We start from the raw sequence: 22,739 nt of genomic DNA on the forward strand, positions 1-22,739 counted from the left end.
ACGAGGCCGTTCAGGCCGATAGCGGGGGTCTGGGGGCGCAGCCCCCAGGAACAGGATGGGACGGGTAGGGGCGGCGGGGGCGAGGAAACCCCGTCTCAGGCCAGCGCCCTGCCCACCACGTAGATCGCCGGCGCCGCCGCCGCCAGCGGCAGTGCCACGCCCGCGGTGAAGTGGACGAAGCGGGACGGGTAGTCGTACGCGGCGACCCGGTGGCCGATCAGGGCACAGCCTCCGGCCGCGGCACCGAGGAGCGCACCGCCGGTTCCGAAGCCGGTCACACCCCCCAGCCCCACGCCCACCCCCGCCGCGGCCAGCAGCGCCAAGAGCACCGAGACCGGCGTCGGCAGGGGAAGCGCGCGGACCAGGATGGCCGCCGCGACCGCCGCCCCTCCCACGGTGACGGCGTCGGCGACCGCCGCAAGGTGCCCCGTGGCGACGATCGCGAGGGCCGCCGAGGCCACCGTGGCCATCAGGCCGTACATGCGCTCGTCGGGATCGGCGTGGCTGCGGAGCTGCAGGACGAGAGTGAGCAGGACCCAGACACCGAGGGTGCCCAGAATCGCGGCGGGGGCGTTCTCACGGCCGACAGTCAGAAGCGCGATGTCCGCCGTGAGCGCGCCCGCGAAGGCCAGCGCGATGCCCTGCCGGGCGGGCCACATACCGTTCAGGCGGAACCAGCCCGCCGCGGTCAGGGCCTGCAGGATCACCAGCGGTACGACCAGTGCGTACTGGCCGATCGCCGCCGCTCCCGAGAGCAGCAGCCCGAGCGCCGCCGTCAGCGCGGCCGGCTGCCCGCCCGGCTCGATGATCGGCGAACGCCCTTCCGCGCGGGCGCGCTGGGCGTCGGTGACCCGGGGGTTGCCGGTGACGGTCGGCGGGCCGTAGGCGGGAGCGCCGTGAGAGGGAGCGGCGGCCTGGTCACCGCTCGCCTGGGCTGCGGGAGCAGGGGAAGGGGCAGGAGCAGCGGCGAAGTCGCCGTAGGCGGGATCCTGCACGGGCGCCTGGACCGCGTGGTCCCACCCTGGAGTCTGAGCCGCCGCGTAACCCTGCCCGGACTGGCTCGCATACCCCGGCTGCGCCTCCGGAGGCAGCGGCTGCCCCAGCGTCCCGTACCCATGGCCCGTGCCCGACGGCGTGCCGTACTGATGCGTGCCGTACTGCTGCGTCCCGTACGCGGGCTCGCCCGGAGCCTGCGGCTGCTGATACGCCGTGTCGGCCGGAGCCGGAGCCGGGGCCTCATCCGCGGAGGCGGGCGGCACCTGCGGCTGGAACTGGGTCTCCCAGGTCTGGCCCTCCCACTGCTGGGTGTCCTCCTGGTGGCGCTCGTCGTACTGCTGCTGCCCGGGCCAGACGGGCTGCTGCTGATGATGAGGGTCGTACCCCTCGTACGGCTGGTTGCTGCTCATGGTCCCGTCACCCTCCTGCGAACGGCGGGAGCACCTCGACCGTGCCGCCCTCGGCCAGCCGTACCGTCTCATGTCCGCGCGTGCCCACGGGGTCCCCGTCGATGAGGAACGAGCATCGCCGCAGGACACGGGCGAGTTCGCCGCCGTGTCGCGCGCTCACCGCGTCGAGCGCCTGCGCGAGGGTCTCCGCGTCGTACGGCTCCTCCGCGACGCCGGCGGCGGCCTTCGCGGCGGCCCAGTAGCGCACCGTGCCCTGTGCCATCAGGTTCAGTTCCTCGCTCGACGGGTCAATGGTTACGGTCACGGCCAGGCTAGCCCGCGGCCGAGGCCGCCCACTGCCCGATCCGCTCCAGCAGTTCGTCCCCCGCCGCGTTCTCCGCGTGGCCCATCCCCGCCTCCAGCCACAGCTCGGCGTGCCCGTCGGCCGCCGCGGCCAGCATCCGGGGGTGGTCCACCGGGAAGTACCCGTCCCGGTCGCCATGGACGATCAGCAGCGGTGTGGGGGCGATCAGCGGGACCGACTCGACCGGGGACAGCGGGACCGGGTCCCATTCGCGATGGTGGATCCGGGTCCGCAGGCCGTAGCGGCCCACCGCTCGGCCCACGGGCCGGGTCACCAGCCAGTGCAGGCGCCGCATGGGGGCCGTACCCCGGTAGTACCAGCGAGCCGGAGCGCTCACGGATACCACCGCGTCCGTATGTGGTGCGTCCGAGCGTGCTTCCGTCCGCGGATCGGCGCGCCCCTCGAGCCCCTCACGCCCTTCGCGCCCCTCACGCCCCTCGGCAGAGGCCCGGTACTCGGCCGCGTGCCGCAGCGCGACCGATCCGCCCATGGAGAAGCCGACCGTGGCCACACGCGTGTGACCGAGCTCTCGCGCCCACGCGACCACCGCCGCCAGATCGAGCACCTCGCGGTCGCCGAGCGTGGAACGCCCCGCGGAGGCGCCGTGGCCCCGGAAGGAGAACGTGATCACGGCCGCGTACTGCGCGAGAACACCCGCCGCCCGGCGCACGTGGGGCCGGTCGAGATCCCCCGTGAAACCGTGCGCGACCACGATCGCGAGGTCGTCGGACCTGTGGGAGAACGGGGTGTACGCCGCCTCGATCGTGACGCCGTCGACCGTGCGCAGAAACCTCCGCAGCATCCTCCGCCGCTCCACTCCCCGGGCTGTCTCAGTGTGTGGACGATGCAAAGATCGCGTCACATGACCTGCCGGACCTTGGCTCATGTGGGCTATTCTGCTGGGCAGAGGACTCGGGCAGCGTAGCCCCCGGGTCCTTTTGCGCTTTCTGGAGGGTCGTACGAGCGTTGTGTACGAGCGCCGTGACGACACGGAAAGCGCAGGTGCGGCGCCCAGGGCGCGGGAGCCGCGACCGGTAGGAAGCAGTGCCGCAAACGTCCTCGCAGGGACCGAGGAGGAACCAGACGTTATGGGCGAGCGAACCTTGCACGACCGTAGGACGACCCGGGCAGGTGGGGCGCGATGAGCTCTCTGCTGCTCCTGACCAATGCCCTTCAGCCGTCGACGGAGGTGCTTCCCGCTCTCGGCCTGCTTCTGCACAACGTGCGAGTGGCTCCGGCGGAAGGCCCTGCTCTCGTTGACACACCTGGTGCCGACGTCATCCTGATCGACGGGCGCCGTGACCTCCCGCAGGTGCGCAGCCTGTGCCAGCTGCTGCGCTCCACGGGCCCCGGCTGTCCGCTGATGCTCGTCGTGACGGAGGGCGGTCTCGCGGCCGTCACCGCCGACTGGGGCATCGACGACGTGCTGCTCGACACCGCCGGTCCGGCGGAGGTCGAGGCGCGGCTGCGGCTCGCCATGGGCCGCCAGCAGATCGTCGCCGACGACTCCCCCATGGAGATCCGTAACGGCGATCTGTCCGTGGACGAGGCGACTTACAGCGCCAAGCTCAAGGGCCGGGTCCTCGACCTGACCTTCAAGGAGTTCGAGCTCCTGAAGTACCTCGCGCAGCATCCGGGCCGCGTCTTCACGCGCGCGCAGCTGCTGCAGGAGGTCTGGGGTTACGACTACTTCGGCGGTACGCGGACGGTCGACGTCCACGTACGACGGCTGCGGGCCAAGCTCGGACCGGAGCACGAGTCGCTGATCGGGACCGTCCGGAACGTCGGTTATCGATTCGTTACGCCGGAAAAGGTCGACCGTGCCGCGGACGAGGCGAGGGCCAAAGCGGCCCAGCCAAAGCCGGAGGATGCGGACGAGACGGCTCACTTGGACGCCGCCTCGGACGCCGGGCTCGCGGCTGAGCCGCAGGAAGCCGCCGTACGCCCTGCCCAGAGGTAGGTCCATCCGCGTAGACTCCGCGCGTGGCCAAGGTGACTAGGGATGATGTGGCGCGGCTGGCGGGTACTTCGACCGCCGTCGTCAGCTATGTCATCAACAACGGACCCCGGCCGGTCGCCCCGGCCACGCGCGAGCGCGTTCTCGCCGCGATCAAAGAGCTTGGCTACCGGCCCGACCGGGTGGCGCAGGCGATGGCCTCGCGGCGTACGGACCTCATAGGGCTGATCGTGCCGGACGCGCGCCAGCCGTTCTTCGGCGAGATGGCGCACGCGGTCGAACAGGCCGCGTCGGAGCGCGGAAAAATGGTGCTCGTCGGGAACTCCGACTACGTCGGCGAGCGCGAGGTCCACTATCTGCGGGCCTTCCTCGGCATGCGGGTCTCCGGGCTGATCCTGGTCAGTCACGCACTGAACGATCTGGCCGCCGCCGAGATAGAGGCGTGGGACGCCCGCGTGGTGCTGCTGCACGAGCGGCCCGAGGCGATCGACGACGTCGCGGTCGTCACGGACGACATCGGCGGCGCCCAGCTCGCCACCCGCCACCTCCTGGAGCACGGCCACGAGTACGTCGCCTGTCTGGGCGGCACCGCGGAGACCCCGGCCGTCGGCGACCCGGTCTCCGACCACGTCGAGGGCTGGCGGCGCGCGATGCACGAGGCGGGGCGGTCCACCGAGGGCCGCCTCTTCGAGGCGCTCTACAACCGCTACGACGCCTACCAGGTGGGCCTGAAGCTGCTGTCCGGGCCGAACCGGCCGCCCGCGATCTTCTGCTCCACCGACGACCAGGCGGTCGGCATCATGCGGGCGGCGCGCGAGCTGCGCATCGACGTGCCGGGCGAACTGGCCGTCGCCGGCTTCGACGACATCAAGGAAGCCGCGCTCACCGATCCGCCGATGACCACGATCGCCTCCGACCGCTCGGCGATGGCCCGCGCGGCCGTCGACCTCGTGCTCGACGACGGCCTGCGGGCCGTCGGCTCCCGCCGCGAGCGCCTGAAGCTGTTCCCGTCGCGGCTGGTCGTACGCCGGTCCTGCGGCTGCGACTGAGCGCTCCGCTGAGAGGGCGGTCCGAACCTGCGGGTCCGTCGTGGCTGGTCGCGCAGTTCCCCGCGCCCCTTAGGGGCGCGGGGAACGCGCGTCTCAGAACAGCAGGTTGTACTGGTTGAAGCCGGTGCCCAGGCTGATGCGGGACGCGAAGAGGTCCGTGGATGCCTTGCCCGTACCCCGGTAGAGCCACAGCGTGCCGTCCGACGACCGGGCCAGGACGTCGGCGGTGCCGTCACCGTTCACGTCTCCGTTGGTGACGTACGAGGTGAAGTTCCAGCCCGTACGCGCCTTGATGCGGGACGACCACGGGGCCGTCTGCTTGCCCGTGCCCCGATAGAGCCACAGGGTGCCGTCCGTGGAGCGGACCAGCAGGTCGGGCTTGCCGTCTCCGGAGAGGTCGCCGCGGCCCATGAGCTTCACGCCCTTCCAGGCGCCGGACACGACCTTGACCTTGCCGTTGAACTGGCCGTCGCCCTTGCCCGGATACAGGTAGACCGAGCCGTCCGCGTCCAGCGCGACCAGGTCGGGGCGGGCGTCACCCGTCAGGTCGCCGGGGATGGCGTACGACTTGTAGCCGCCCCAGACCGAGCTGATCTGCATCCAGTTCCACTCCCAGGTGGAGTGGTCCATGTAGCTGCGGTAGAGCTTGCCGTCGGCCTTGTCCCGCACGATCTGTTCCTGGAAGAAGTCCCGGTCCAGGTCGGCCTGCATGCCCCAGCTGATGCCCTCCCAGCCGTTGCCCTGGTAGGCGCGCTGGGCGAGCGAGGTGCCCCGGCTGTCCTGCTGGAAGAGGTTGCCGGAGGGCGTACGGGCCAGCAGGTCGGCGCGGCCGTCGAAGGTCAGGTCGGTGTCGTCGATCCGCGGCTGGGCGGCCCAGGTGTACGAGGACACCTTGGTGAACACCGGGTACGCGCCCTCGGCCGTGCAGCCCGCGACGCCCCACGAGACGATGCCGACGATCTTGCCGCCGACGACCAGCGGGCCGCCGGAGTCGCCGTTGCAGGGGCTCTTGGTGCCCTCGTCGGTGCCGGTCGCCGGGGTGCCCGCGCAGATCATCGAGCCCTCGACGAAGTAGTCCGCGCCGAGAACCGACTCCATGGAGCTGTTGCAGGTCGAGTCGGCGACCAGCGGGAGGCTCACCTTGCGGAGCTTCGTGGACAGTCCGGCGCCGTCGGCTCCGGAGGTCAGGCCCCAGCCGTACACCGTGCCCGTGGTGCCGGCGGTGTAGAGCGCGCTGTCGTCGGACGCGGCCAGGCGCAGCCAGGGCTGATCGAGGGGCCGGTCGAGGGTGAGGACCGCGACGTCGTTCCTCGTGGTCGCGGTGTCGTACTTCGGGTGGCTCCACTGGCGCCAGACGCCGGCGACGGTGCCGTTCGTGCCGTCGTCGAGGTCGGTGGCACCGGCCACCACGGCACCGAACTGCTTCCAGTCCAGGCCCGCCACGCAGTGGGCGGCGGTGAGGACCTTGGTCGGGGAGACGAGGGTGCCTCCGCAGAAGTAGCTCTGCTGGGCGGCCTCGTCGTGGTACGCGAGCTGGACCATCCACGGGGCGTCGGCGATCGTCGTCTCGGTGCCGCCGATGATGAACGGGGTCTTGGTGGGTGCGTCGGGGGCCGGGGTGGCCTGGTCCTCGGCGGCCTCGACGACGCGGTCGCGCAGTTCGGCCTCGGAGGCGGTGGGCTCGGGGGCCGTCTGCCGGGCGACGCCGGGGTCGGGCAGGGCAGCCGGTCCGTCGGCCGCGCTCGCGGGCTGCGCCGCGAGGGCGCCGGCGCAGCTCAGCGCCAGCGCGAGAACGGTCGCCGTGACCGGACGTCTCGTAAGGGGACGTCTTCGGCGGCCGCGCAGGGCAGATATCACTCAGGGCTCCTGAGAGTGGTGGTATGGCGTGAACCCACCAAGATTGCGGCACGCTGCCACATGGGCACACCAACCGCACATAAGCCCGACAAGTGTTCGTCCGCCGCTTCCGTCACATCACCGTGCCGCAACCATCCGTTTCACGGGAACACCGGGCGCGCGGCTCAGCGGCCCCAACGGGTCGCTTTATATGGGGCATACACGGTTCTGTCGGGCTTCTCAGGGAGGACTCAGGAACCTCTCATCCTTGAGCGACAAGCTCGGGGTCATGACCGAGAGCTTCCGCCGCGACGGCGAGTACCCCCAGGGCGACCAGCACCAGTCCGCGTACTCCCAGCAGGAGCACGCCCCTTTCGCACACACCTCCGCGAACTCCTCCGCGAACTCCCCCGTGAACCCCGAGTGGCCGCCCCCGCCGGCCTACGAGCCGACGCCGCAGGCAGCCCCCTCGGCTCTCCTCACGGAGCCCGTCTCGAGGGCTTCCCGTCGAGGGCGCGCCAAGGGGCCGATGGCGCTGCTGGCCGCCGTCGCGATAGCCGCCGCGGCCGTGGGCGGCGGCACCGCGTACGCCTTCCAGGAGCTGACCGGCAACGACACCACGTCGAGCAGCAGCACCAGCACGAGCGTCGTGCCCACCAGCCAGAAGGGCACCGTCGCCGGGGTCGCGGCAGCGGTCAGCCCGAGCATCGTCGAGATCAGCGCGAGCACGGCCGCCGGCGAGTCCACCGGTTCGGGCGTGATCATCACCAGTGACGGCGAGATCATCACCAACAACCACGTCGTCTCCGGCGCCACCTCGGTCAAGGTGACGACGAGCACCGGCAAGTCGTACACCGCGAAGGTCGTCGGCACCGACAGCAAGAAGGATCTCGCGCTGATCAAGCTGGAGAACGCCTCCGGCATGAAGGCGGCGACGCTCGGCGACTCCGGCGGCGTCAAGGTGGGCGACGACGTCGTGGCGATCGGCTCCCCCGAAGGCCTGTCCGGCACCGTCACCAGCGGTATCGTCTCCGCGCTCGACCGTGACGTCACCGTCGCCACCGACGACGGCCAACAGCAGCAGCAGTCCCCCGACGACGGCTGGCCGTTCGGGTTCGGCGGCCAGGAGTTCAACGGCGACACCGGTTCGTCGACGACGACGTACAAGGCGATCCAGACGGACGCCTCCCTCAACCCCGGCAACTCCGGCGGCGCGCTGATCGACATGAACGGCAACATCATCGGCATCAACTCCGCGATGTACTCGCCCGCTTCCGCTTCCGGCTCCGGTTCCGCTGCGGGCAGCGCCGGTCTCGGCTTCGCCATCCCGATCAACACCGTCAAGTCCGACCTGAGCGCGCTGCGCGCCGGCGGCGCGGACAACTGAGCCGCCCCGGGCCCACGAACCAGGAGTTCGACATGATCAAGAACGTAGCGGTCCAGCGTGTGCCGCAGATGTCGCGGGTTTCGCAGGTGTCGCACGGCGTCGCCGACGGCGGCGGCCCGGCCGGGTTCGCCCTGGCCCTCGAAGTGGCCCGCGAGCTGCACCCGCCGCTGACGCGGGCGCCCGAACTGGCCCCGGCGACCGCCACTCCCTCCCGCCCGGCTCGCCCCGCTCTCCGGGTGCCCGCCCGCCGCCGTACCGTACGGGGTTGACCCATGCACCCCTAAATGCGCACATCCGTACGATGTCGATCCATACGACGCCGCGCACGCTCCCGGAAACGTGCGAGGCTGAAGGCGCCCCACCCACGCCCCATCCCACCCGAGGAACCGAACTCCGATGAGCCCCGCCGAAGGCGACCGTGACCCCCAGCGCATCCTGATCGTCGACGACGAGCCGGCCGTGCGTGAAGCACTCCAGCGCAGCCTCGCCTTCGAGGGGTACGACACCGAGGTCGCCGTGGACGGCGCGGACGCCCTGGAGAAGGCGACCGCGTACCAGCCCGACCTGGTCGTCCTGGACATCCAGATGCCCCGCATGGACGGCCTGACCGCGGCCCGCCGCATGCGCGGCGCCGGCACGACGACGCCGATCCTCATGCTCACCGCCCGCGACACGGTCGGCGACCGTGTGACCGGGCTCGACGCGGGCGCCGACGACTACCTGGTCAAGCCGTTCGAGCTGGACGAGCTGTTCGCCCGTGTCCGGGCCCTGCTGCGCCGCAGCTCGTACGCGGCGGCGGCCGTGGCGGGCACGGCCCAGGAGAACGAGGCCCTGACCTTCGGCGACCTCCGCATGGACCTCGCGACCCGCGAGGTCACGCGCGGGGGCCGCCCGGTCGAGCTCACCCGCACGGAGTTCACCCTCCTGGAGATGTTCCTGGCCCACCCGCGCCAGGTCCTCACCCGGGAGCAGATCCTGAAAGCGGTCTGGGGCTTCGACTTCGAGCCGTCGTCCAACTCCCTCGATGTCTACGTCATGTACCTGCGCCGCAAGACCGAGGCGGGCGGCGAACCGCGCCTCGTGCACACGGTCCGGGGCGTCGGGTATGTGTTGCGATCGGGTGGCGCGGAGTGAGGACGGTCGTACGGCGGTTCCGCTCGCTGCCCATACGCTCGCGGCTGGCGTTGCTGGTCGCGGCCGCTGTGGCCTTCGCGGTGGCGGCGGTCTCGCTGGCCTGCTGGTTCATCGTGCAGGGGAAGCTGTACGACGAGCTGGACGACGATCTGCGGGCCAAGACGGGCAAGCCGCAGCAGTTGGCCACCGTCCAGTCGCTCCTCGACAGCTGCCCCGAGACGCCGGCGGGCACGGACGGTTTCCGGCCGCGCGACTACTACGTCCAGTTGATCAAGTCGGACGGGACGCCCTGTGTCTACTCGGACTCCGCCGGCACGGTAAAGGTCGCCGACAGCGACACCGAGGTGATCGAGAACGCCTCTTCCGGCCGCGTGCAGTTCCGCGACGGCGCCGACGTCGACGGCAAACCCGTACGCGTACTGACCGTGCCCCTGGTCATCGATGTGGGCCCCGGCGCTCAGACGGTCTCCGAGGACACCGCCCTCCTCATCGCCTTCCCCCTCCAGAGCACCGAGTCCACGCTCAACGAACTGGCGCTGCTCCTCCTCGCCGTCTCCGGCATCGGAGTCGTGGGTGCCGGAGTCGCCGGCCTGTGGGTCGCCCGCGCCGGACTCCGTCCCGTCGACCGGCTCACCGACGCGGTCGAGCACGTGGCGAGGACCGAAGACCTCACCATCCGCATCCCGGTGGAGGACGACAGCGAGGACGAGATCGCCCGCCTGTCCCGCTCCTTCAACTCGATGACCGCGGCCCTGGCCTCCTCCCACGAGCTCCAGCAGCAGCTCATCGCGGACGCGGGCCACGAACTCCGTACGCCGCTCACCTCACTCCGTACGAACATCGAACTCCTCGCCCGCAGCGAGGAGACGGGACGCGCGATCCCGCCCGAGGACCGCAAGGCGCTCCTCGCCTCCGTCAAGGCCCAGATGACCGAACTGGCCGCCCTGATAGGCGACTTGCAGGAACTGTCCCGCTCGGACACCGGCCAGCAGGGCGACCGCGTCCAGGTGGTGGACCTCCAGGACACGGTGGAGTCGGCCCTGCGCCGCGCCCGCCTGCGCGGCCCCGAGCTGACGATCACGGCGGACCTCAAGCCCTGGTTCGTACGCGCCGAAGCGACCGCTCTGGAACGGGCGATCGTGAACGTCCTCGACAACGCGGTGAAGTTCAGCCCCGAGGGCGACGCCATCGACGTCACCCTCAACGCCGGCGTACTGACCGTCCGCGACCACGGCCCCGGCATCCCCACCGAGGAACTCCCGCACGTCTTCGACCGCTTCTGGCGCTCCCCGTCCGCCCGCGCCCTCCCCGGCTCGGGCCTCGGCCTGTCGATCGTGGCCCGCACGGTCCAACAGGCGGGCGGCGAGGTGTCGTTGACGCCGGCCGAAGGCGGCGGCACGGTAGCCACGATCAAGCTTCCCGGCGCCCCGACGCCTCCGCCCGAGATGCCGTGACCTGGTGAAAACCGACGGGTGTCCGGAGTGAGTTCACTCCGGACACCCGTTCCCCCGATCTCCCCCGATCTCGGGGCCCCCGGCCTCGGGGCGCACCTGCCTCGGTCACAGGAGGGCGCAGGGCCGGGTCGACAGTGGAGACTTCGACGGCGCGAGGTCAACGAGGCCACGTTATGGAGCTCCGTTCGTCCGCGCCATGTCATGCGTGCACAGTTACCCGGAGCCACGCGTCACCGGTGCATGGCGGGCCGCCGTCACGCACAACGAGCGGCATCCGCCGCATCACCGGTGCACAGTGCACAGGCGGCTCCCGCGGCCGCTGCCACCCCGGCCCGGCCCGGCGGTCAGGCGGCCGGCAGGAGCGGGCGGCCGGTGGCGGCGTGGAGTGCGAAGGCGAGTGGGCGTACGTCGCTCATCACGTGCTCCTCCTCGTCCGGAACCCTGTCCCCGTCCAGGTCGAGCGTCAGTTCGCGCTGGATCAGCGGTGCGGCGGTCCGGAGGTGGCCGCGGACGGTCGCGGGCGACAGGCCGAGGGCCGTGGCCGTCCGTTCCACGTGGGTGTCGTTCTCCAGCCAGGCGCGGAGGGTACGCAGAAGATCACGAGGGTCGTCCTTCAGCGGATCCAGGAACGCGTCCGCCCAGGCCCGCACCTCCGGCGTGGACACCATCGCCGTGAAGTCGGCCTCCTGATCGACGGAGAGGTCGTCGTGCCCGTACGCGATGACGATCTTGAGAGCCGCTGAGACCACCACCTGGCTCAGGACATGGTTCCGGTCCAGGCCGATCAGGTCGAAGCACTTGTTGATGCGGTGCAGCACCGTGTTGCGGTGGATGCCCAACAGGCGGCCGACGGCGTTGTGCCGGAACTCCAGGCCCAGGTCCAGGGTGCGCAGCAGTTGGTCACGCTGGCTCATGGGAAGCGTCAGCACGGGATACAGCAGCGTCCCGGCCCAGCGTCGCGCCGTCTTCGGGGGGAGGACGTCCACCAGGTGGAGCCGCTCCTCGGCGAGCGCCACCCGGTCGGGCAGCTGCCCCGCCATGGCCAGCGCGGTGCGCGCCTCCCCGTAGGCGTCCGCGGCATCGCCGAGCGCGTGCACACGGCTGCCGCCCATACGATGCCGGGGCAGCGAGGTGACGACCCGGCGCAACGCGTCGGCCGTCTCGGTCATGGCGGCCAGGGTGGACGCGGCGGGCGGGTGTCCCGGGTCCCCGTCGTGGGTCGGATCCATCACGATCAGATGGTTGAAGGCCGGGCACCGCACCAGCAACGCGCGGTCGGCGACAGCTTCCTCGGCGACCCGGGCGGTGATTTCCCGGTCCTCCTCCGCGCAGTCGATCACGAAGACACGCATGCGCCCGATGTCCAGCAGTCCCGGTGCGAGCCCGGCCATCACGCGCTGGGCGGCGGCCTCCTCACCGATCATGAGCAGTTGGAAGGCGCTCAGCCGCACCTCGCGCTCGGCGTCGGCCACTTGGTGGTGGCGTCGGCCGATCTGGTCGATCAGGCCCAGCACCTTGGCCGCGTGCCGCAGCAGGTCGGTGCCGGCATCGTCGAACGGCCGGCGTGCGTTCACCGACAGCACCGTCGCCGACCCCGCGGCGGCGAGCGGCACGAACCGCGTGCGCGGTGACGCGCTCCGGCCGACGAGCAGCGGCGCGAACGTCGCCGGCGCCGTCACGGGCGATGCGGCCAGGACACCTCGCTGCGGATCGCTGACCAGCACCTCCGCCTCCAGAGCCGCCGCCAGCCAGTCGGCGACCCGCTGCATCGCGTTCCCGTCCGCGTCGGCGAGCCGGTCCGGCAGCCGGTTCAACAGGGCGGTGAGCTGATCGGCCTGCCACTCCGCGTGCTGGTGGCGGTACTCCCGCAGGCGTGGGGCCAGATCGGCCCACTCCTCGAGCGTCTTCCTCGTGGTCAGCAGCGGCACGCCGAGCCGTGCGGCCGACACGCGAATCGCCGCCGGAACGGCGGACGCACCGTGCTCGTCGACGACCACCGCCAGGGCCGCGGCCCGCTGCCGCGCGACTTCGCGCAGAAACCGCTCGCCCGCGCCCTGGTCCCGCTGCCGGTCGGAACGCCCGTCCCCGGACGGCCTGATCACCAGGAGAGCGTCCCTGACCTCGCCGAGCTGATCACGGCTCCATGAGGTGCCCGGCATCACCCGTACCGAATCCACGACCCGGTCGGCGGCCGACGCGCTCCCTTCGACGATACGAAGCGAGAAGTCGGGCTCTCCGCACATGTCGCCCAGCGTGGGCATGACGTCCTCCGAGTGCCCCATGGGCAGGAAATGGCAAGTCGTGAAGGGATCATTTTCACCGAAACGACCTCGGGACACCAGCGGCTCAGGTCGCAGGACCATGGTGCAGGCCGAAGCCTGGTGTCGTAAAACGCGGCAGGTCGGGCGTCAGCCGTAGCGGAATGCCAGGCCGCGTAAGGGAGTTACGCCCGTCATGACTCAAGGCCCGGCACCTCGGCATCTCTCCGACGAAGACCTCTCCGAGCTGCTGGGCAGGCAGCAGTTCGGCACGCTTGCCACCAACAAGCGCAGTGGCCATCCCCATCTGACCACCATGGTCTACAGCTGGGACCCTGAAGCCCGCGTCCTGCGGTTCTCCACCACCGCGGACCGCATCAAGGTCAAGCACCTTCGGCGAGATCCGCGCGCTGCCCTGCATGTGGCGGGCGGCGACGTGTGGTCGTTCGCCGTCGCCGAGGGCGAGGCCGAGGTCTCCGGGATCACGACCGTGCCGGGCGACGCGGTCGGCCAGGAGCTGCTGGCGATGATCCCGGGGGCCGCGAAGCCGGAGGACGAAGACGCGTTCCTGGAGCAGTTGGTCGCCGAGCGCCGGGTGGTCATCCGGCTGAAGGTGCGGCGGCTCTACGGGACGGCGCTCGACATCGACGGATAGGGCCTGTCCGATCCTGATCCGCCGGACAGGCCCTGGAGCGGGCCGGGAGCCCGGTCGACATCCCTAGCCTCCGATCGACAGCCCCTCCCCCGTGACCCGCACCCTGATCCCGTCCTTCTGTACGCGGACGTCCTGCAGCCGTACGTCGCCGTCGGCCGGCTTCGGGAGGCGGAAGCCGAGGGAGAGGCGGTCGACCAGGACGGGGCGGGTGAGCTGGGTGAGGCCGTCGAGGAGGGCCGGGTCGAAGCCCAGCAGCTTGAGGACCTCGGGGTTGTCCACCGCGGCGTCGATGAGGTTGAGCTTGAGGGCCTTGCGGGCGAAATCCGAGGAACCGGTGAGCTCGGCCAGCTTGGTGTCATCGCGCAGCGCGTCCTGGACCGCGGCGTCCGGGATGCCGAGCCGTTGGACGATCGCCGGTACGGAGAGCAGAGCCTTCGCCTTCTCGGTCTGCTTGGCCAGGCTCTGGGCCGACTTGGGGGTCAGATGCAGGCCCTCGGAGGGGCGGGAGCCGGGACGGTAGGTGGCCAGGTCGCCGATGTCCAGGCGCATTCCGCCGATCTCCGTCGCGATCCCGCGCTCGCCGTCCCGCTGGATCCGGGCGTCGGCCCGCAGCCGCAGATCGTGCCCGGCGACGGCCAGCATGCCGCGTGCCCGCACCTGGTCACGGCCGTGGCCGCTGAACGTGACCTGGGAAGCGCCGAGTTCACGGTTCAGATCCTCGAAGGAGAGCAGCACCTCACCCTGCAAGCGGGGGATGCGGGCTCCGCGGATGGACGTGGGTCCGCCCAGGATCTCGATGCCCGAGGCCGTGGCCTCCACCTTCGCCAGCGAGACCCGGGCCGCCGCAACGTCCGGCACGGTCACCTTCACGTTGTCGACCCGGCTGTCGGCGAGCTGGGTCAGGAAGGGGAAGCCGTTGATCTCGACCTCGGGCGCGGCGCTCAGGTCCAGCTGGTCCTTGAGCTTGTCGGCCGCCGCGTGCTCGGCGTAGAGCACGGCCCAGCGGTCGCCGAGGGTCAGGAACGCGGCGAGGACGAGGAGCCCGATCACCGCCTTGAGGGCAAGTGGCAGGCCGGCGAAGCGATTTCGACGGCGACGGGCGCCCCGGCGGCGGTGGTTGGGCGGGGCCCAGTCCTCCGCCGCCGAAGCCGGCCCGTCCAAGTCCTCGCCTTCACCACGGTTCTCGCGGTCATCGGCGTGTTCGGAGTCGTCGACGTCCTCGTGGAGGAACTCCTCCAGCGGTCCGTCGTCGAGCGTGCCGAGTTCTTCGTACGGGTCTGTATAGAGAGGCTTCTTTGTGGGATGCGTCGCTATGCGATGGGGGGTACGCATCGGCTCAGTTCACCATGCGTACCGACCCCACCCGCAACCTGAATCGGTTCTAAGGGAGATACGTCACGGCTACCGGACGACGGTGATCCGGTTCGCCGCCGGCGGCGTGATCGGGTTCGTCGCCGAGGAGTTGGCCGTCAGGTACTTCTCCAGGGCCGCCAGGTCATCATCACCGACCAAGTCGTTCGTGCCCTGGCCCAGCGTGGCGAAGCCGTCGCCGCCGCCCGCGAGGAAGCTGTTCGTCGCGACGCGGTAGGTGGCGGCCGGGTCGATGGCGGTGCCGCCCAGCTTGACCGAGTCCGTGACGACACGGTCCGCGCCCGCCTTCGTCAGGTCCAGGGTGTACGTCAGACCGGACGACACCTGCAGGATCTTCGGCGAGGCGGCGTTGGTGCCGCTCACCTGCTCCTGGAGCACCTTGATGAGCTGGGCGCCCGTGAAGTCCTGGAGGTTGACCGTGTTGGCGAAGGGCTGGACCGCGAAGCCTTCGGCATAGGTCACCACACCGTCGCCCTCGCTCCCCTTCGCCGCGTACGTCAGTGCCGTACGGATACCGCCCGGGTTCATCAGCGCGAGGTCGGTGCCGGGGTCCAGTTCCTTGCCGTACGCGAGCTGTGCGTCGGCGATCAGGTCGCCGAGCGGGGACTCGGTGCCGGTGCTGGGGATGTCGGCGGAGATGTAGCCGATGGCGCGGTTGCCGATCGGGGCGGCCAGCGTGTTCCACTTGCCGATCAGTTCCGTCATGTCGGGCGCCTTGGCGACGTCCCGCGTCACGACGTGGTTCGCGGAGTCGACGGCCGTACGGGCGATGTCGCCGGTCCAGCGGTCGTACGTCAGCGTCGTGTCGGTGTAGAGGCGGCCGAAGGACGCGGCCGAGGTGACCATGCGCGGCTTGCCCGACGGGTCGTTGATCGTGCAGGCGTACGCGGCGTGCGTGTGACCGGTGACCAGCGCGTCGACCTTCGGCGTGATGTTCTTGGCGATGTCTACTACGGGGCCGGAGATGCCGTCACCGGCGCCCGGCGCGTCGCAGTCGTAGTTGTACGCCGTGGAGGCGGGCTGGCCGCCCTCGTGGATCAGCGCGACGACCGACTTCACGCCCTGCTTCTCCAGCGCCTTGGCGTACTTGTTGATCGTCTCGACCTCGTCCTTGAACTTCAGGCCCTTGACGCCCTCCGCGGAGACGACACCGGGGGTGTCCTCCAGGGTCACACCGATGAAGCCGACCTTGACGCCGTTCTTCTTCCACACCCAGTACGGCTTGAGGATCGGCTTGCCGGTCTTCTCGTCGAGGACGTTCGCGGCGAGGTACGGGAAGTCGGCGCCCTCGAACTTCTCACCCTTCACATAGCAGCCGTCGGTCGGGTGGCAGCCGCCGTTCTGCAGACGGGCCAGTTCCCTGGCACCCTCGTCGAACTCGTGGTTGCCGACGCTGGTCACGTCCAGGTCGAGCTTGTTCAGCGCCTCGATGGTGGGCTCGTCGTGGAAGAGGCCCGAGATCAGCGGGGAGGCGCCGACCATGTCGCCGCCGGCCGCGGTGATGGAGTACTTGCTGCCCTTGCGCGCCTCGCGCAGATGCGTCGCGAGGTACTCGACACCGCCCGCGTCGATCGTCTTGGTGGTGCCGTCCTTCTGCAGCTCGGTCACCCGGCCGGAGGAGCCGGCCGGCGGCTCCAGGTTGCCGTGCAGGTCGTTGAAGGACAGCAGCTGGACGTCCTGGTAGCGGCTCGGCTTGTGGGAGCCGGGCTTGCCGCTCTTCGCCTCGCCCGCCGTCGCCGGCAGGGCGGCGACGAGTGCGCCGACGGTGGCCAGACCGGCGGCGGCCGCGACGAGGCGGGTGCGGCGGCTGCCGAGTCTGAGGCGGATGCGGCGGTCCTGCTGGGGTGTGGCTGACATGTGCCCCCCTGTGGGTCGGATGCGATGTGGGCCCCGTTTCCGGCGCAGCCTAGGGTCAACGCGCGTAGCGCGAACAGGGGTTCAGGGTTACGGACTGATTGCCTTCGGGCGCTATTCACCACGAAGGGGACAGGCCGCTCCTCTCCCGTCCGGGGCACTTCGCCATGAACCCGCCGGGCCTTACTCTCGTCTCATGACCAGCGACGACACCCCACCGGCCGTCCCTACCCGCACGATCGAGATCCTCTCCGAGCTGAGCGCCGGACAGACCGAGTCCGTGCTCGCGCTCCTCGAGGAGGCCGCCCGGTCCGACGGGCAGCAGGCGGTGTCCGAGCAGGGGCGGCTGCAGTTGCGCGGGGGCGCCCGGGTCGGCGTACGGCATCTGCTGCTGACCGTTCAGGGCCGCCTCGTCGGGTACGCGCAGCTGGAGGACACCGATCCCGTGGAGGCGCCGGCCGCCGAGCTGGTCGTGCATCCGGGGCACCGCGGGCACGGGCACGGTCGGGCGCTCGGCAGCGCGTTGCTCGCGGAGTCCGGCAAGCGGCTGCGGGTCTGGGCGCACGGCGGCCACTCCGCCGCGCGGCATCTCGCCCAGGTGCTCGGTCTCGCCCTGTTCCGTGAACTGCGGCAGATGCGGCGGCCGTTGGCTGATTTCGAGCCGCCGGAGACGAAGCTCCCCGAGGGCGTGACGGTACGTACCTTCGTCCCCGGCGAGGACGACGCGGCCTGGCTCGCCGTGAACGCCGAGGCTTTCGCCCACCACCCCGAGCAGGGTTCCCTCACCCAGCGCGACCTCGACGACCGCAAGGCCGAGCCGTGGTTCGACCCGGCCGGCTTCTTCCTCGCCTTCCGCGGTGACGAGCTGATCGGCTTCCACTGGACGAAGGTGCACACGGAGGAAGGGCTCGGGGAGGTGTACGTCCTGGGGGTGCGGCCCGGTGCGCAGGGCGGCGGCCTCGGCAAGGCCCTGACCACGATCGGCCTCAGGCATCTGGCGGCGCAGGGCCTGCCGACGGCGATGCTGTACGTCGACGCCGACAACAAGGCGGCGGTGACCGTCTACGAACGGCTCGGGTTCGCCACGCACGAGACGGATCTCATGTACCGCACGGAGTCGTGAGCCCTGAGCGAAGCCGCTTCCGCGGGTAGTGGGTCGGGGCCGCGCGGGGGTACGTCCGCCCGTCGCCGCGGTGCGGGTGCGACTGCGGCTGCGGTGGGGCGCCGTTATGGCTGGGCGAGGAGCCGCGCCCCTTCAGGGGCGCGGGGAACTGCGCGACCAGCCACCCAGGGGGCGCCGCACGGGTTCCACCGTGCAGGCGACCCAGACCAGCACCGCGCCTGCCAGCACCCACGCCCACGCCCGGTGGGCCTCGTCCCAGCGGTCCACGCCCAGCCGGACGAAGAGGGTCCAGCGGCCGGGCATGAGGAGGGGTGCGGCCACCCCGGTGACCAGCACCACGGCCGCGGTGGCCTGCCCCGGCTCGGGCTCCTCCCACAGCCGCACGGCGGCGGCCGCGGCGGCGAGCGCGAGTACGGCGGTCGCGGCCACCTCCAGCGTCACATCACCCAGCGGAGGCCGTCCCTCCGCCGGTACGAGGAGGACCGCGGCCCCCCACCAGGCGACGGCCACCGGGGCGACGAGGGCCACCCGAAGCCCCGCCCGCAGCAGCCTCCGTACCGGCACGGTCGCGGTGGTGTGCCGCGCGGGGTCGTCCAGCAGGAACGCCAGCCCCAGCCCGAAGGCCAGCGCGGCGGCCCGCAGGTGAAGAAGGGCGAGCCACGGCTGGACCCCATCGGAGTGCAGGCGCGTCCCGGCGGCGATCAGCAGGCCCAGCGTGCCGCCGGCCGCGAGGGGCCGCCAGGGGAGACCGCGCGCCACGGGGAGGACGAGGGCGCGGACCAGGCCGCCCACGGCGTGCCGGCCCAGGCCGGCCGCCGGCAACGGCTCATCGGCGGCCGGCCGCGTCACTCCTCGCACTTGTCCTCCTTCTCCGAGCCCTTGGGCACCGGCACGTCCAGCAGCTCCGCGGCCCGTGCCGTGGACGTCTTCGGCGACGTCAGCTCCGTCCAGTGGGCCTTCACCTTCGCCGTGACGCCGTAGCGCGGGCGCTGCAGCAACTCCCGTACGACCGTGGTCTGTGCGGCGGTCATCTCGAGCGGATGCGTGGGAGCCAGGACAATGGCGGAGCCGGAGACGCTGTCGTCGATGCGAACGTCGCGGAGCGAGGCCATCGGGTCGGAAGTGGTCGCCAGGGCCAGCCACATCACGGTCACCACGCGGCCGTCGCACATCGCGGCGGCGGCCTCCTCGTTCCCCGCGACCAGCACGGAGGCGACCCCGACGGAGAACTCCGGGACGCGGTTTCCGCCCCAGCGGGTGCCGACGGTGACCTGGCCGTGCGTGCTGGAGGGTTCGAGCGTCGCGCTGGCGGAGAGGCCGTAGCGGGCGTCGACGCGCTGGCGGACGGTCAGCTTCGTCCCCCCGGCCGCGCCGCCCGCGAGGGACTGCACGCGCCGCACGACAGCCGCCCAGTCCTCGGTGCGCCCGGTCCACTCGGGGAAGGCGCAGTAGGTCGACCGGCCGTGCGGTACACACGTGTGGTCCTTCTCCGGCGCGACGGAGGCCTGCTTCCGGGCCGCGAGCAGCGCGGGCGAGTCACCCCGGGACTGTCCGACCGCCCCGGCCAGGGTCAGCACCGCCGCCCCGAGGGCGACCGCCTTGACCAGCCGCGCAGGCCCGACCGCGGGCCATGCCACGGGGTTCCTCGCTGCTCGAGCGAGGCCGAGAGCCGCGGGGAGCGTACGCCGGCCGCCGCACAGCACCGCCGCACAGCTCACCAGGACGATCAGCCCCACCAGATACAGCGCGTGCCAGGCGGCGGGACGGCCCAGCAGGTCGGAGGGCAGCGGGTCGGCCTGGAACTCGTCGACGAACGGCGTCAACCACCGCAGCCAGGGGGTGTCCTCCGAACTCGACAGCAGCAACACGACGGCGATGTAACCGCCGACCACGAACAGGGGCGCGCCGAAGGCCGACGGGACCAGCCGCGCGATCAGCACCCCGAGGACGCCGAGGAGCAGTACGGCCAGCGGCGCCACCGCCAGTTCGGAGAACGAGCCCGTGCCGACCGCCCCCGGCTTCAGCGCGGCCCCGGTGAACTGCGCGGCCACGACCAGAGCGGTGGCCAGCGCGAACGGCACCACGGACAGCAGATGCGCCACCGTGCGCCGCCACGGCTCCATGACCAGCACGTCGAAGTGCCCGTCCGTGCCGCGCCGACGGGACCGCAGCACGGCCCGGTTGACACAGACGAGCACCGCGACCCCGAGGAACAGCGACTCCGGCTGCGTGGCACGGTCGACGTCCTGGAGCACCGGGTACGCCCCGTCCTCCCCGCCGCCCGTCCACAACTCCCAGCCGACGTAGGCGACGTACACGCAGAGAACGACGAACACCGGTATCTGCAGCAGCAGTTCACGCGCTTCGACGCGGGCGAGCGCGAGCACGGCCCGCAGGCGCCGTCGGGGCGACTCGCCGGCCGGGGTGGAGGTGGGCAGGGCTTTGGTGCGGGGGGAGCTCACCGTGCTGCTCACGCGGCCACCTCCGAAGCGTCGAGGGTGAGCAAGTAGCCGTCTTCCAGGGTGGGTTCGACGAGCGAGGCGCCGTCCGGCGGATCCCCGACGTTGCGGAAGGCCCCCGTCCCCGTGCGCCAGCCGGCCTTCGCGCCCGGATGCCGCTGCGTGCTGCTCCAGACCCGGCCCGCCGCCCGCGCGCTCAGCTCGGCCGGGGTGCCTTCGAAGCGGACGCGGCCGCCGGCCATGACGATCACGCGGTTGCAGAGCATCGCCACGTCCTCGGTCTGGTGCGTGGAGAGCAGGACCGTACGCCCCTCGCCCGCGGTCGCGATCAGCTCCCGGAAGCGCATGCGCTGTTCGGGATCGAGCCCGACCGTCGGTTCGTCCAGCACGAGGAAGCCGGGATCGCCGACGAGCGCGGCGGCCAGCGCGACCCGCTGCCGCATCCCGCCGGAGAGCCGCTTGATGCGCTTGCCGCGTACGTCGGAGAGGCCGACGGCGTCCAGTACGCGCCGCACCTCCCGGTGCCGGGCCGAGCGGTCGGTCATCTCCTTCAGGATCGCCACGTAGTCGACGAACGCGAAGGCCGTGAAGTCCGGGTGGAAACCGGGTGTCTGCGGCAGATAACCGAGTGCGCGCCGCACGTCGTGGCGGCCCCGCGCGGTGCCCGGGTCGTGGCCGAGCACGGTGAAGGCGCCCCGGTCGGCGGGCACGGCGGTGGCCAGTACCCGCAGCAGTGTCGTCTTGCCCGCGCCGTTCGGCCCGAGCAGCCCGGTCACGCCGTGCCCGAGCCGCAGGGAGACGTCGTCGAGGGCGCGGGTGCTCCCGTACGACAGACACAGCCCGGCGGCGGACACGGAGGGAACGGAGGGAGTCGTACCGAGAGAGGTCATGCGGCGCTCCTGTGGTCGGAGGAGAAGTCGAAGCGGTCACGTACGAGGCAGAGGAGCCCGACGGCGAGGGCCGCGACCACGCCCGCGACCACCTGCCCCTCCGCGGTGAACGGCGCGAGCGTGCTGCCGGAGGGGTCGGAGGCGCCCGAGATGCCGGAGCTGCCGGACGTCGCCCGCTCGGCCGCCACCAGCAGCGCCACCCACGCCGCGCCGACCGCGCCGGGCGCGGCGACCGGGCCGAGGCGCGGGGTCAGCGCGAGGGCGAGGGCCGTGAGGGCCAGCGCGGGCAGCAGCCACGCCGCCGCGAGCAGCCCGTAGGAGGGCAGCGCCAGACTCGCCAGAGCATTGAGACCGAGCCCGACCGCCAGCACGGCGACCGCGCGGATCATCAGCAGCCGGAAGCCGTGCGTCGGCGAGACCACCGTCATCTCGTACGTCGGGTCCAGCACGGGCCCGTACGACAGGGCGACCCCGGCGAGCGGCAGCAGCGGTGCGAGGGCGAGGAACAGCGTGGGCGCCTGGGACACCCGTTCGGGATCGATCGAGTTGGTCGCCACCACCGTCATGACCAGCACGGCCACGACCGATCCCAGCCAGGACAGGCGCAGCACGGGTGTGGCGGCGAGCAGCCGTGCCGTGTGGTCGGCGACGCCGATCCGCACCAGCAGCGATTCGACGAACCCGGGCCGCGGCGCGTCCAGTTCGGCATCCAGCCGCTCCCAGCCCGCGTCCAGCGCGGCCGGGTCGCTCATCTCGGCCAGCACGGCGCGGCACGGCGCGCACGCGACGAGATGCGTGTCGGCGGACCACAGCGACGGCGGCGCCAACTCGCCCCGCGCGTACGCCCGGAGATCGTCCTCCGGCACATGCCAGCCCGCGCCGCGGCTTTCCGTCCTGCCCACGTCGTCCGTCATGCCAGGGCCTCCCTCAGCTGCTTCCGGGCCCGCAGCGCCCGTGTCTTGACCGTGCCGGGCGGGATGCCCAGCAGGACGGCCGCTTCCCGGGTGGTCAGCCCGTCGATGACCGTCGCCTGGAGGACGGCCCGCAACTCCGGCGACAGCCGGACGAGGGCGCCCGCGAGGTCCCCGTGCTCCATCCCCGCGAGCACGCGCTCCTCCGCGGACGCCTCGTCCCGGTGCCGCAGCCGGGCGAGCGCCTGCCGCAGCCGGCCCCGTGCCCCGTCCCCCCGCAGCGCGTCGATCAGCCGCCGCGACCCGATCCGCCACAGCCACCCGGCGACGTCCCCCTCGTCGCGATAGCGGGCACTGCCCCGCCACACGGCGAGAAATGTCTCCTGCACGACGTCGTCGACGACACCCGCGTCGGCGCAGCGGCCGCGCATCCGCGCGGTGAGCCACGGCGCGTACCGCCGGTACAGCTCTTCGAAGGCGCGCCGGTCCCCGTCCGCCGCGATGGCCCGCAGCAGCTCCCCGTCGCTTTTCGTTTCGCTCACGTCTCCTCATCGGACGAGCCCCACGGATCGGTTCACGGATTCCGGAGGATTCTTCGGCGATTCTTCCGAGCCGCGAAGACCTTGACATGCACCCCCAATTCCACCACTCT

General features: G+C 71.6%; 20 protein-coding genes. 8 read left to right on the forward strand and 12 right to left on the reverse strand.

Annotated features, from left to right (window positions below):
- Positions 1–95 precede the first annotated feature (95 nt).
- Genes FGD71_RS42180 through FGD71_RS42190 form a run of 3 tightly spaced genes read right to left on the reverse strand, consistent with a single transcriptional unit; the run spans position 96 to position 2,635 of the window.
- Positions 96–1,406: a hypothetical protein gene (locus FGD71_RS42180; protein ID WP_119105881.1), complete on the reverse strand. Its 1,311-nt coding sequence runs from the start codon at positions 1,404–1,406 to the stop codon at positions 96–98.
- 7 nt (positions 1,407–1,413) lie between these two features.
- Positions 1,414–1,668 carry a MoaD/ThiS family protein gene (locus FGD71_RS42185; RefSeq protein WP_119105882.1) on the reverse strand — a complete coding sequence of 85 codons (255 nt, stop codon included), beginning with the start codon at positions 1,666–1,668 and terminating at the stop codon, positions 1,414–1,416.
- A 49-nt stretch (positions 1,669–1,717) separates the two neighbouring features.
- Complete coding sequence (locus tag FGD71_RS42190; RefSeq protein WP_119105883.1) at positions 1,718–2,635, reverse strand: alpha/beta hydrolase; 918 nt, start codon at positions 2,633–2,635, stop codon at positions 1,718–1,720.
- A 255-nt stretch (positions 2,636–2,890) separates the two neighbouring features.
- Here FGD71_RS42190 and FGD71_RS42195 point away from each other — a divergent pair, with 255 nt between their 5' ends.
- Both FGD71_RS42195 and FGD71_RS42200 read left to right on the forward strand, forming a co-directional pair.
- Positions 2,891–3,709 (forward strand): winged helix-turn-helix transcriptional regulator, encoded by an 819-nt coding sequence (locus tag FGD71_RS42195; RefSeq protein ID WP_119105884.1) that lies wholly within the window; start codon positions 2,891–2,893, stop codon positions 3,707–3,709.
- A gap of 23 nt (positions 3,710–3,732) precedes the next feature.
- Entirely contained in the window at positions 3,733–4,755 is a 1,023-nt protein-coding gene (locus FGD71_RS42200; protein WP_119105885.1) for a LacI family DNA-binding transcriptional regulator, read from the forward strand.
- Between the two features lie 93 nt (positions 4,756–4,848).
- On the opposite strand, the gene FGD71_RS42205 is transcribed toward FGD71_RS42200, so the two are convergent.
- A complete protein-coding gene (locus tag FGD71_RS42205) occupies positions 4,849–6,612 on the reverse strand; it encodes a trypsin-like serine protease (RefSeq protein ID WP_119105886.1) in 1,764 nt (587 codons plus the stop codon).
- Between the two features lie 268 nt (positions 6,613–6,880).
- On the opposite strand from FGD71_RS42205, the gene FGD71_RS42210 reads away from it, so the two are divergent.
- The 4 genes from FGD71_RS42210 to FGD71_RS42225 all read left to right on the forward strand — a co-directional run bounded on the left by FGD71_RS42210 (position 6,881) and on the right by FGD71_RS42225 (position 10,566).
- Positions 6,881–7,978 carry a S1C family serine protease gene (locus tag FGD71_RS42210; RefSeq protein WP_119105907.1) on the forward strand — a complete coding sequence of 366 codons (1,098 nt, stop codon included), beginning with the start codon at positions 6,881–6,883 and terminating at the stop codon, positions 7,976–7,978.
- A gap of 32 nt (positions 7,979–8,010) precedes the next feature.
- The gene (locus FGD71_RS42215; protein ID WP_338120111.1) at positions 8,011–8,247 is read left to right on the forward strand and encodes a hypothetical protein; all 237 of its coding nucleotides are present in this window, start codon (positions 8,011–8,013) and stop codon (positions 8,245–8,247) included.
- Between the two features lie 127 nt (positions 8,248–8,374).
- Entirely contained in the window at positions 8,375–9,112 is a 738-nt protein-coding gene (locus FGD71_RS42220) for a response regulator transcription factor (protein ID WP_119105887.1), read from the forward strand.
- On the forward strand, positions 9,109–10,566 hold the full coding sequence (locus FGD71_RS42225; RefSeq protein WP_119105888.1) for a sensor histidine kinase: 1,458 nt from the start codon (positions 9,109–9,111) through the stop codon (positions 10,564–10,566). The genes FGD71_RS42220 and FGD71_RS42225 overlap by 4 nt, the downstream gene beginning before the upstream one ends.
- 344 nt (positions 10,567–10,910) lie before the next feature.
- Here FGD71_RS42225 and FGD71_RS42230 read toward each other — a convergent pair whose 3' ends face one another.
- Complete coding sequence (locus FGD71_RS42230; protein ID WP_119105889.1) at positions 10,911–12,848, reverse strand: helix-turn-helix domain-containing protein; 1,938 nt, start codon at positions 12,846–12,848, stop codon at positions 10,911–10,913.
- A gap of 172 nt (positions 12,849–13,020) precedes the next feature.
- On the opposite strand from FGD71_RS42230, the gene FGD71_RS42235 reads away from it, so the two are divergent.
- A complete protein-coding gene (locus tag FGD71_RS42235; RefSeq protein WP_119105890.1) occupies positions 13,021–13,479 on the forward strand; it encodes a TIGR03618 family F420-dependent PPOX class oxidoreductase in 459 nt (152 codons plus the stop codon).
- Between the two features lie 63 nt (positions 13,480–13,542).
- On the opposite strand, the gene FGD71_RS42240 is transcribed toward FGD71_RS42235, so the two are convergent.
- A complete protein-coding gene (locus tag FGD71_RS42240) occupies positions 13,543–14,811 on the reverse strand; it encodes an LmeA family phospholipid-binding protein (RefSeq protein ID WP_119105891.1) in 1,269 nt (422 codons plus the stop codon).
- 69 nt (positions 14,812–14,880) lie between these two features.
- Positions 14,881–16,707 (reverse strand): bifunctional metallophosphatase/5'-nucleotidase, encoded by a 1,827-nt coding sequence (locus tag FGD71_RS42245; protein ID WP_119105892.1) that lies wholly within the window; start codon positions 16,705–16,707, stop codon positions 14,881–14,883.
- A 193-nt stretch (positions 16,708–16,900) separates the two neighbouring features.
- Here FGD71_RS42245 and mshD point away from each other — a divergent pair, with 193 nt between their 5' ends.
- Positions 16,901–17,827, forward strand: a complete 927-nt coding sequence (gene mshD / locus FGD71_RS42250) for a mycothiol synthase (RefSeq protein ID WP_119105893.1) — start codon at positions 16,901–16,903, stop codon at positions 17,825–17,827.
- 132 nt (positions 17,828–17,959) lie between these two features.
- On the opposite strand, the gene FGD71_RS42255 is transcribed toward mshD, so the two are convergent.
- Genes FGD71_RS42255 through FGD71_RS42275 form a run of 5 tightly spaced genes read right to left on the reverse strand, consistent with a single transcriptional unit; the run spans position 17,960 to position 22,629 of the window.
- On the reverse strand, positions 17,960–18,685 hold the full coding sequence (locus FGD71_RS42255; protein ID WP_338120112.1) for an ABC transporter: 726 nt from the start codon (positions 18,683–18,685) through the stop codon (positions 17,960–17,962).
- On the reverse strand, positions 18,673–20,301 hold the full coding sequence (locus tag FGD71_RS42260; RefSeq protein WP_162931377.1) for an ABC transporter permease: 1,629 nt from the start codon (positions 20,299–20,301) through the stop codon (positions 18,673–18,675). The genes FGD71_RS42255 and FGD71_RS42260 overlap by 13 nt, the downstream gene beginning before the upstream one ends.
- The gene (locus tag FGD71_RS42265) at positions 20,298–21,176 is read right to left on the reverse strand and encodes an ABC transporter ATP-binding protein (RefSeq protein ID WP_119105894.1); all 879 of its coding nucleotides are present in this window, start codon (positions 21,174–21,176) and stop codon (positions 20,298–20,300) included. Before FGD71_RS42265 ends, FGD71_RS42260 begins: the two co-directional genes overlap by 4 nt.
- Positions 21,173–22,090, reverse strand: coding sequence for a zf-HC2 domain-containing protein (locus FGD71_RS42270; RefSeq protein ID WP_119105895.1), 918 nt, complete (start codon positions 22,088–22,090; stop codon positions 21,173–21,175). The genes FGD71_RS42265 and FGD71_RS42270 overlap by 4 nt, the downstream gene beginning before the upstream one ends.
- Entirely contained in the window at positions 22,087–22,629 is a 543-nt protein-coding gene (locus FGD71_RS42275; RefSeq protein ID WP_119105896.1) for an RNA polymerase sigma factor, read from the reverse strand. The genes FGD71_RS42270 and FGD71_RS42275 overlap by 4 nt, the downstream gene beginning before the upstream one ends.
- Positions 22,630–22,739 lie beyond the last annotated feature (110 nt).

Source organism: Streptomyces sporangiiformans (assembly GCF_005768555.2).
GTDB classification, from domain to species: Bacteria; Actinomycetota; Actinomycetes; order Streptomycetales; family Streptomycetaceae; genus Streptomyces; species Streptomyces sporangiiformans.

Bases quoted from the DNA above. Each gene is read 5' to 3' on its own strand.
- FGD71_RS42245 (WP_119105892.1), bottom strand. From the start codon at position 16,707: ATGTCAGCCACACCCCAGCAGGACCGCCGCATCCGCCTCAGACTCGGC.
- FGD71_RS42190 (WP_119105883.1), bottom strand. From the start codon at position 2,635: ATGAGCCAAGGTCCGGCAGGTCATGTGACGCGATCTTTGCATCGTCCA.
- FGD71_RS42265 (WP_119105894.1), bottom strand. From the start codon at position 21,176: ATGACCTCTCTCGGTACGACTCCCTCCGTTCCCTCCGTGTCCGCCGCC.
- FGD71_RS42210 (WP_119105907.1), top strand. From the start codon at position 6,881: ATGACCGAGAGCTTCCGCCGCGACGGCGAGTACCCCCAGGGCGACCAG.
- FGD71_RS42185 (WP_119105882.1), bottom strand. From the start codon at position 1,668: ATGGCACAGGGCACGGTGCGCTACTGGGCCGCCGCGAAGGCCGCCGCC.
- mshD (WP_119105893.1), top strand. From the start codon at position 16,901: ATGACCAGCGACGACACCCCACCGGCCGTCCCTACCCGCACGATCGAG.
- FGD71_RS42215 (WP_338120111.1), top strand. From the start codon at position 8,011: ATGATCAAGAACGTAGCGGTCCAGCGTGTGCCGCAGATGTCGCGGGTT.
- FGD71_RS42220 (WP_119105887.1), top strand. From the start codon at position 8,375: ATGAGCCCCGCCGAAGGCGACCGTGACCCCCAGCGCATCCTGATCGTC.
- FGD71_RS42240 (WP_119105891.1), bottom strand. From the start codon at position 14,811: ATGCGTACCCCCCATCGCATAGCGACGCATCCCACAAAGAAGCCTCTC.
- FGD71_RS42235 (WP_119105890.1), top strand. From the start codon at position 13,021: ATGACTCAAGGCCCGGCACCTCGGCATCTCTCCGACGAAGACCTCTCC.
- FGD71_RS42195 (WP_119105884.1), top strand. From the start codon at position 2,891: ATGAGCTCTCTGCTGCTCCTGACCAATGCCCTTCAGCCGTCGACGGAG.
- FGD71_RS42180 (WP_119105881.1), bottom strand. From the start codon at position 1,406: ATGAGCAGCAACCAGCCGTACGAGGGGTACGACCCTCATCATCAGCAG.
- FGD71_RS42270 (WP_119105895.1), bottom strand. From the start codon at position 22,090: ATGACGGACGACGTGGGCAGGACGGAAAGCCGCGGCGCGGGCTGGCAT.
- FGD71_RS42230 (WP_119105889.1), bottom strand. From the start codon at position 12,848: ATGGGGCACTCGGAGGACGTCATGCCCACGCTGGGCGACATGTGCGGA.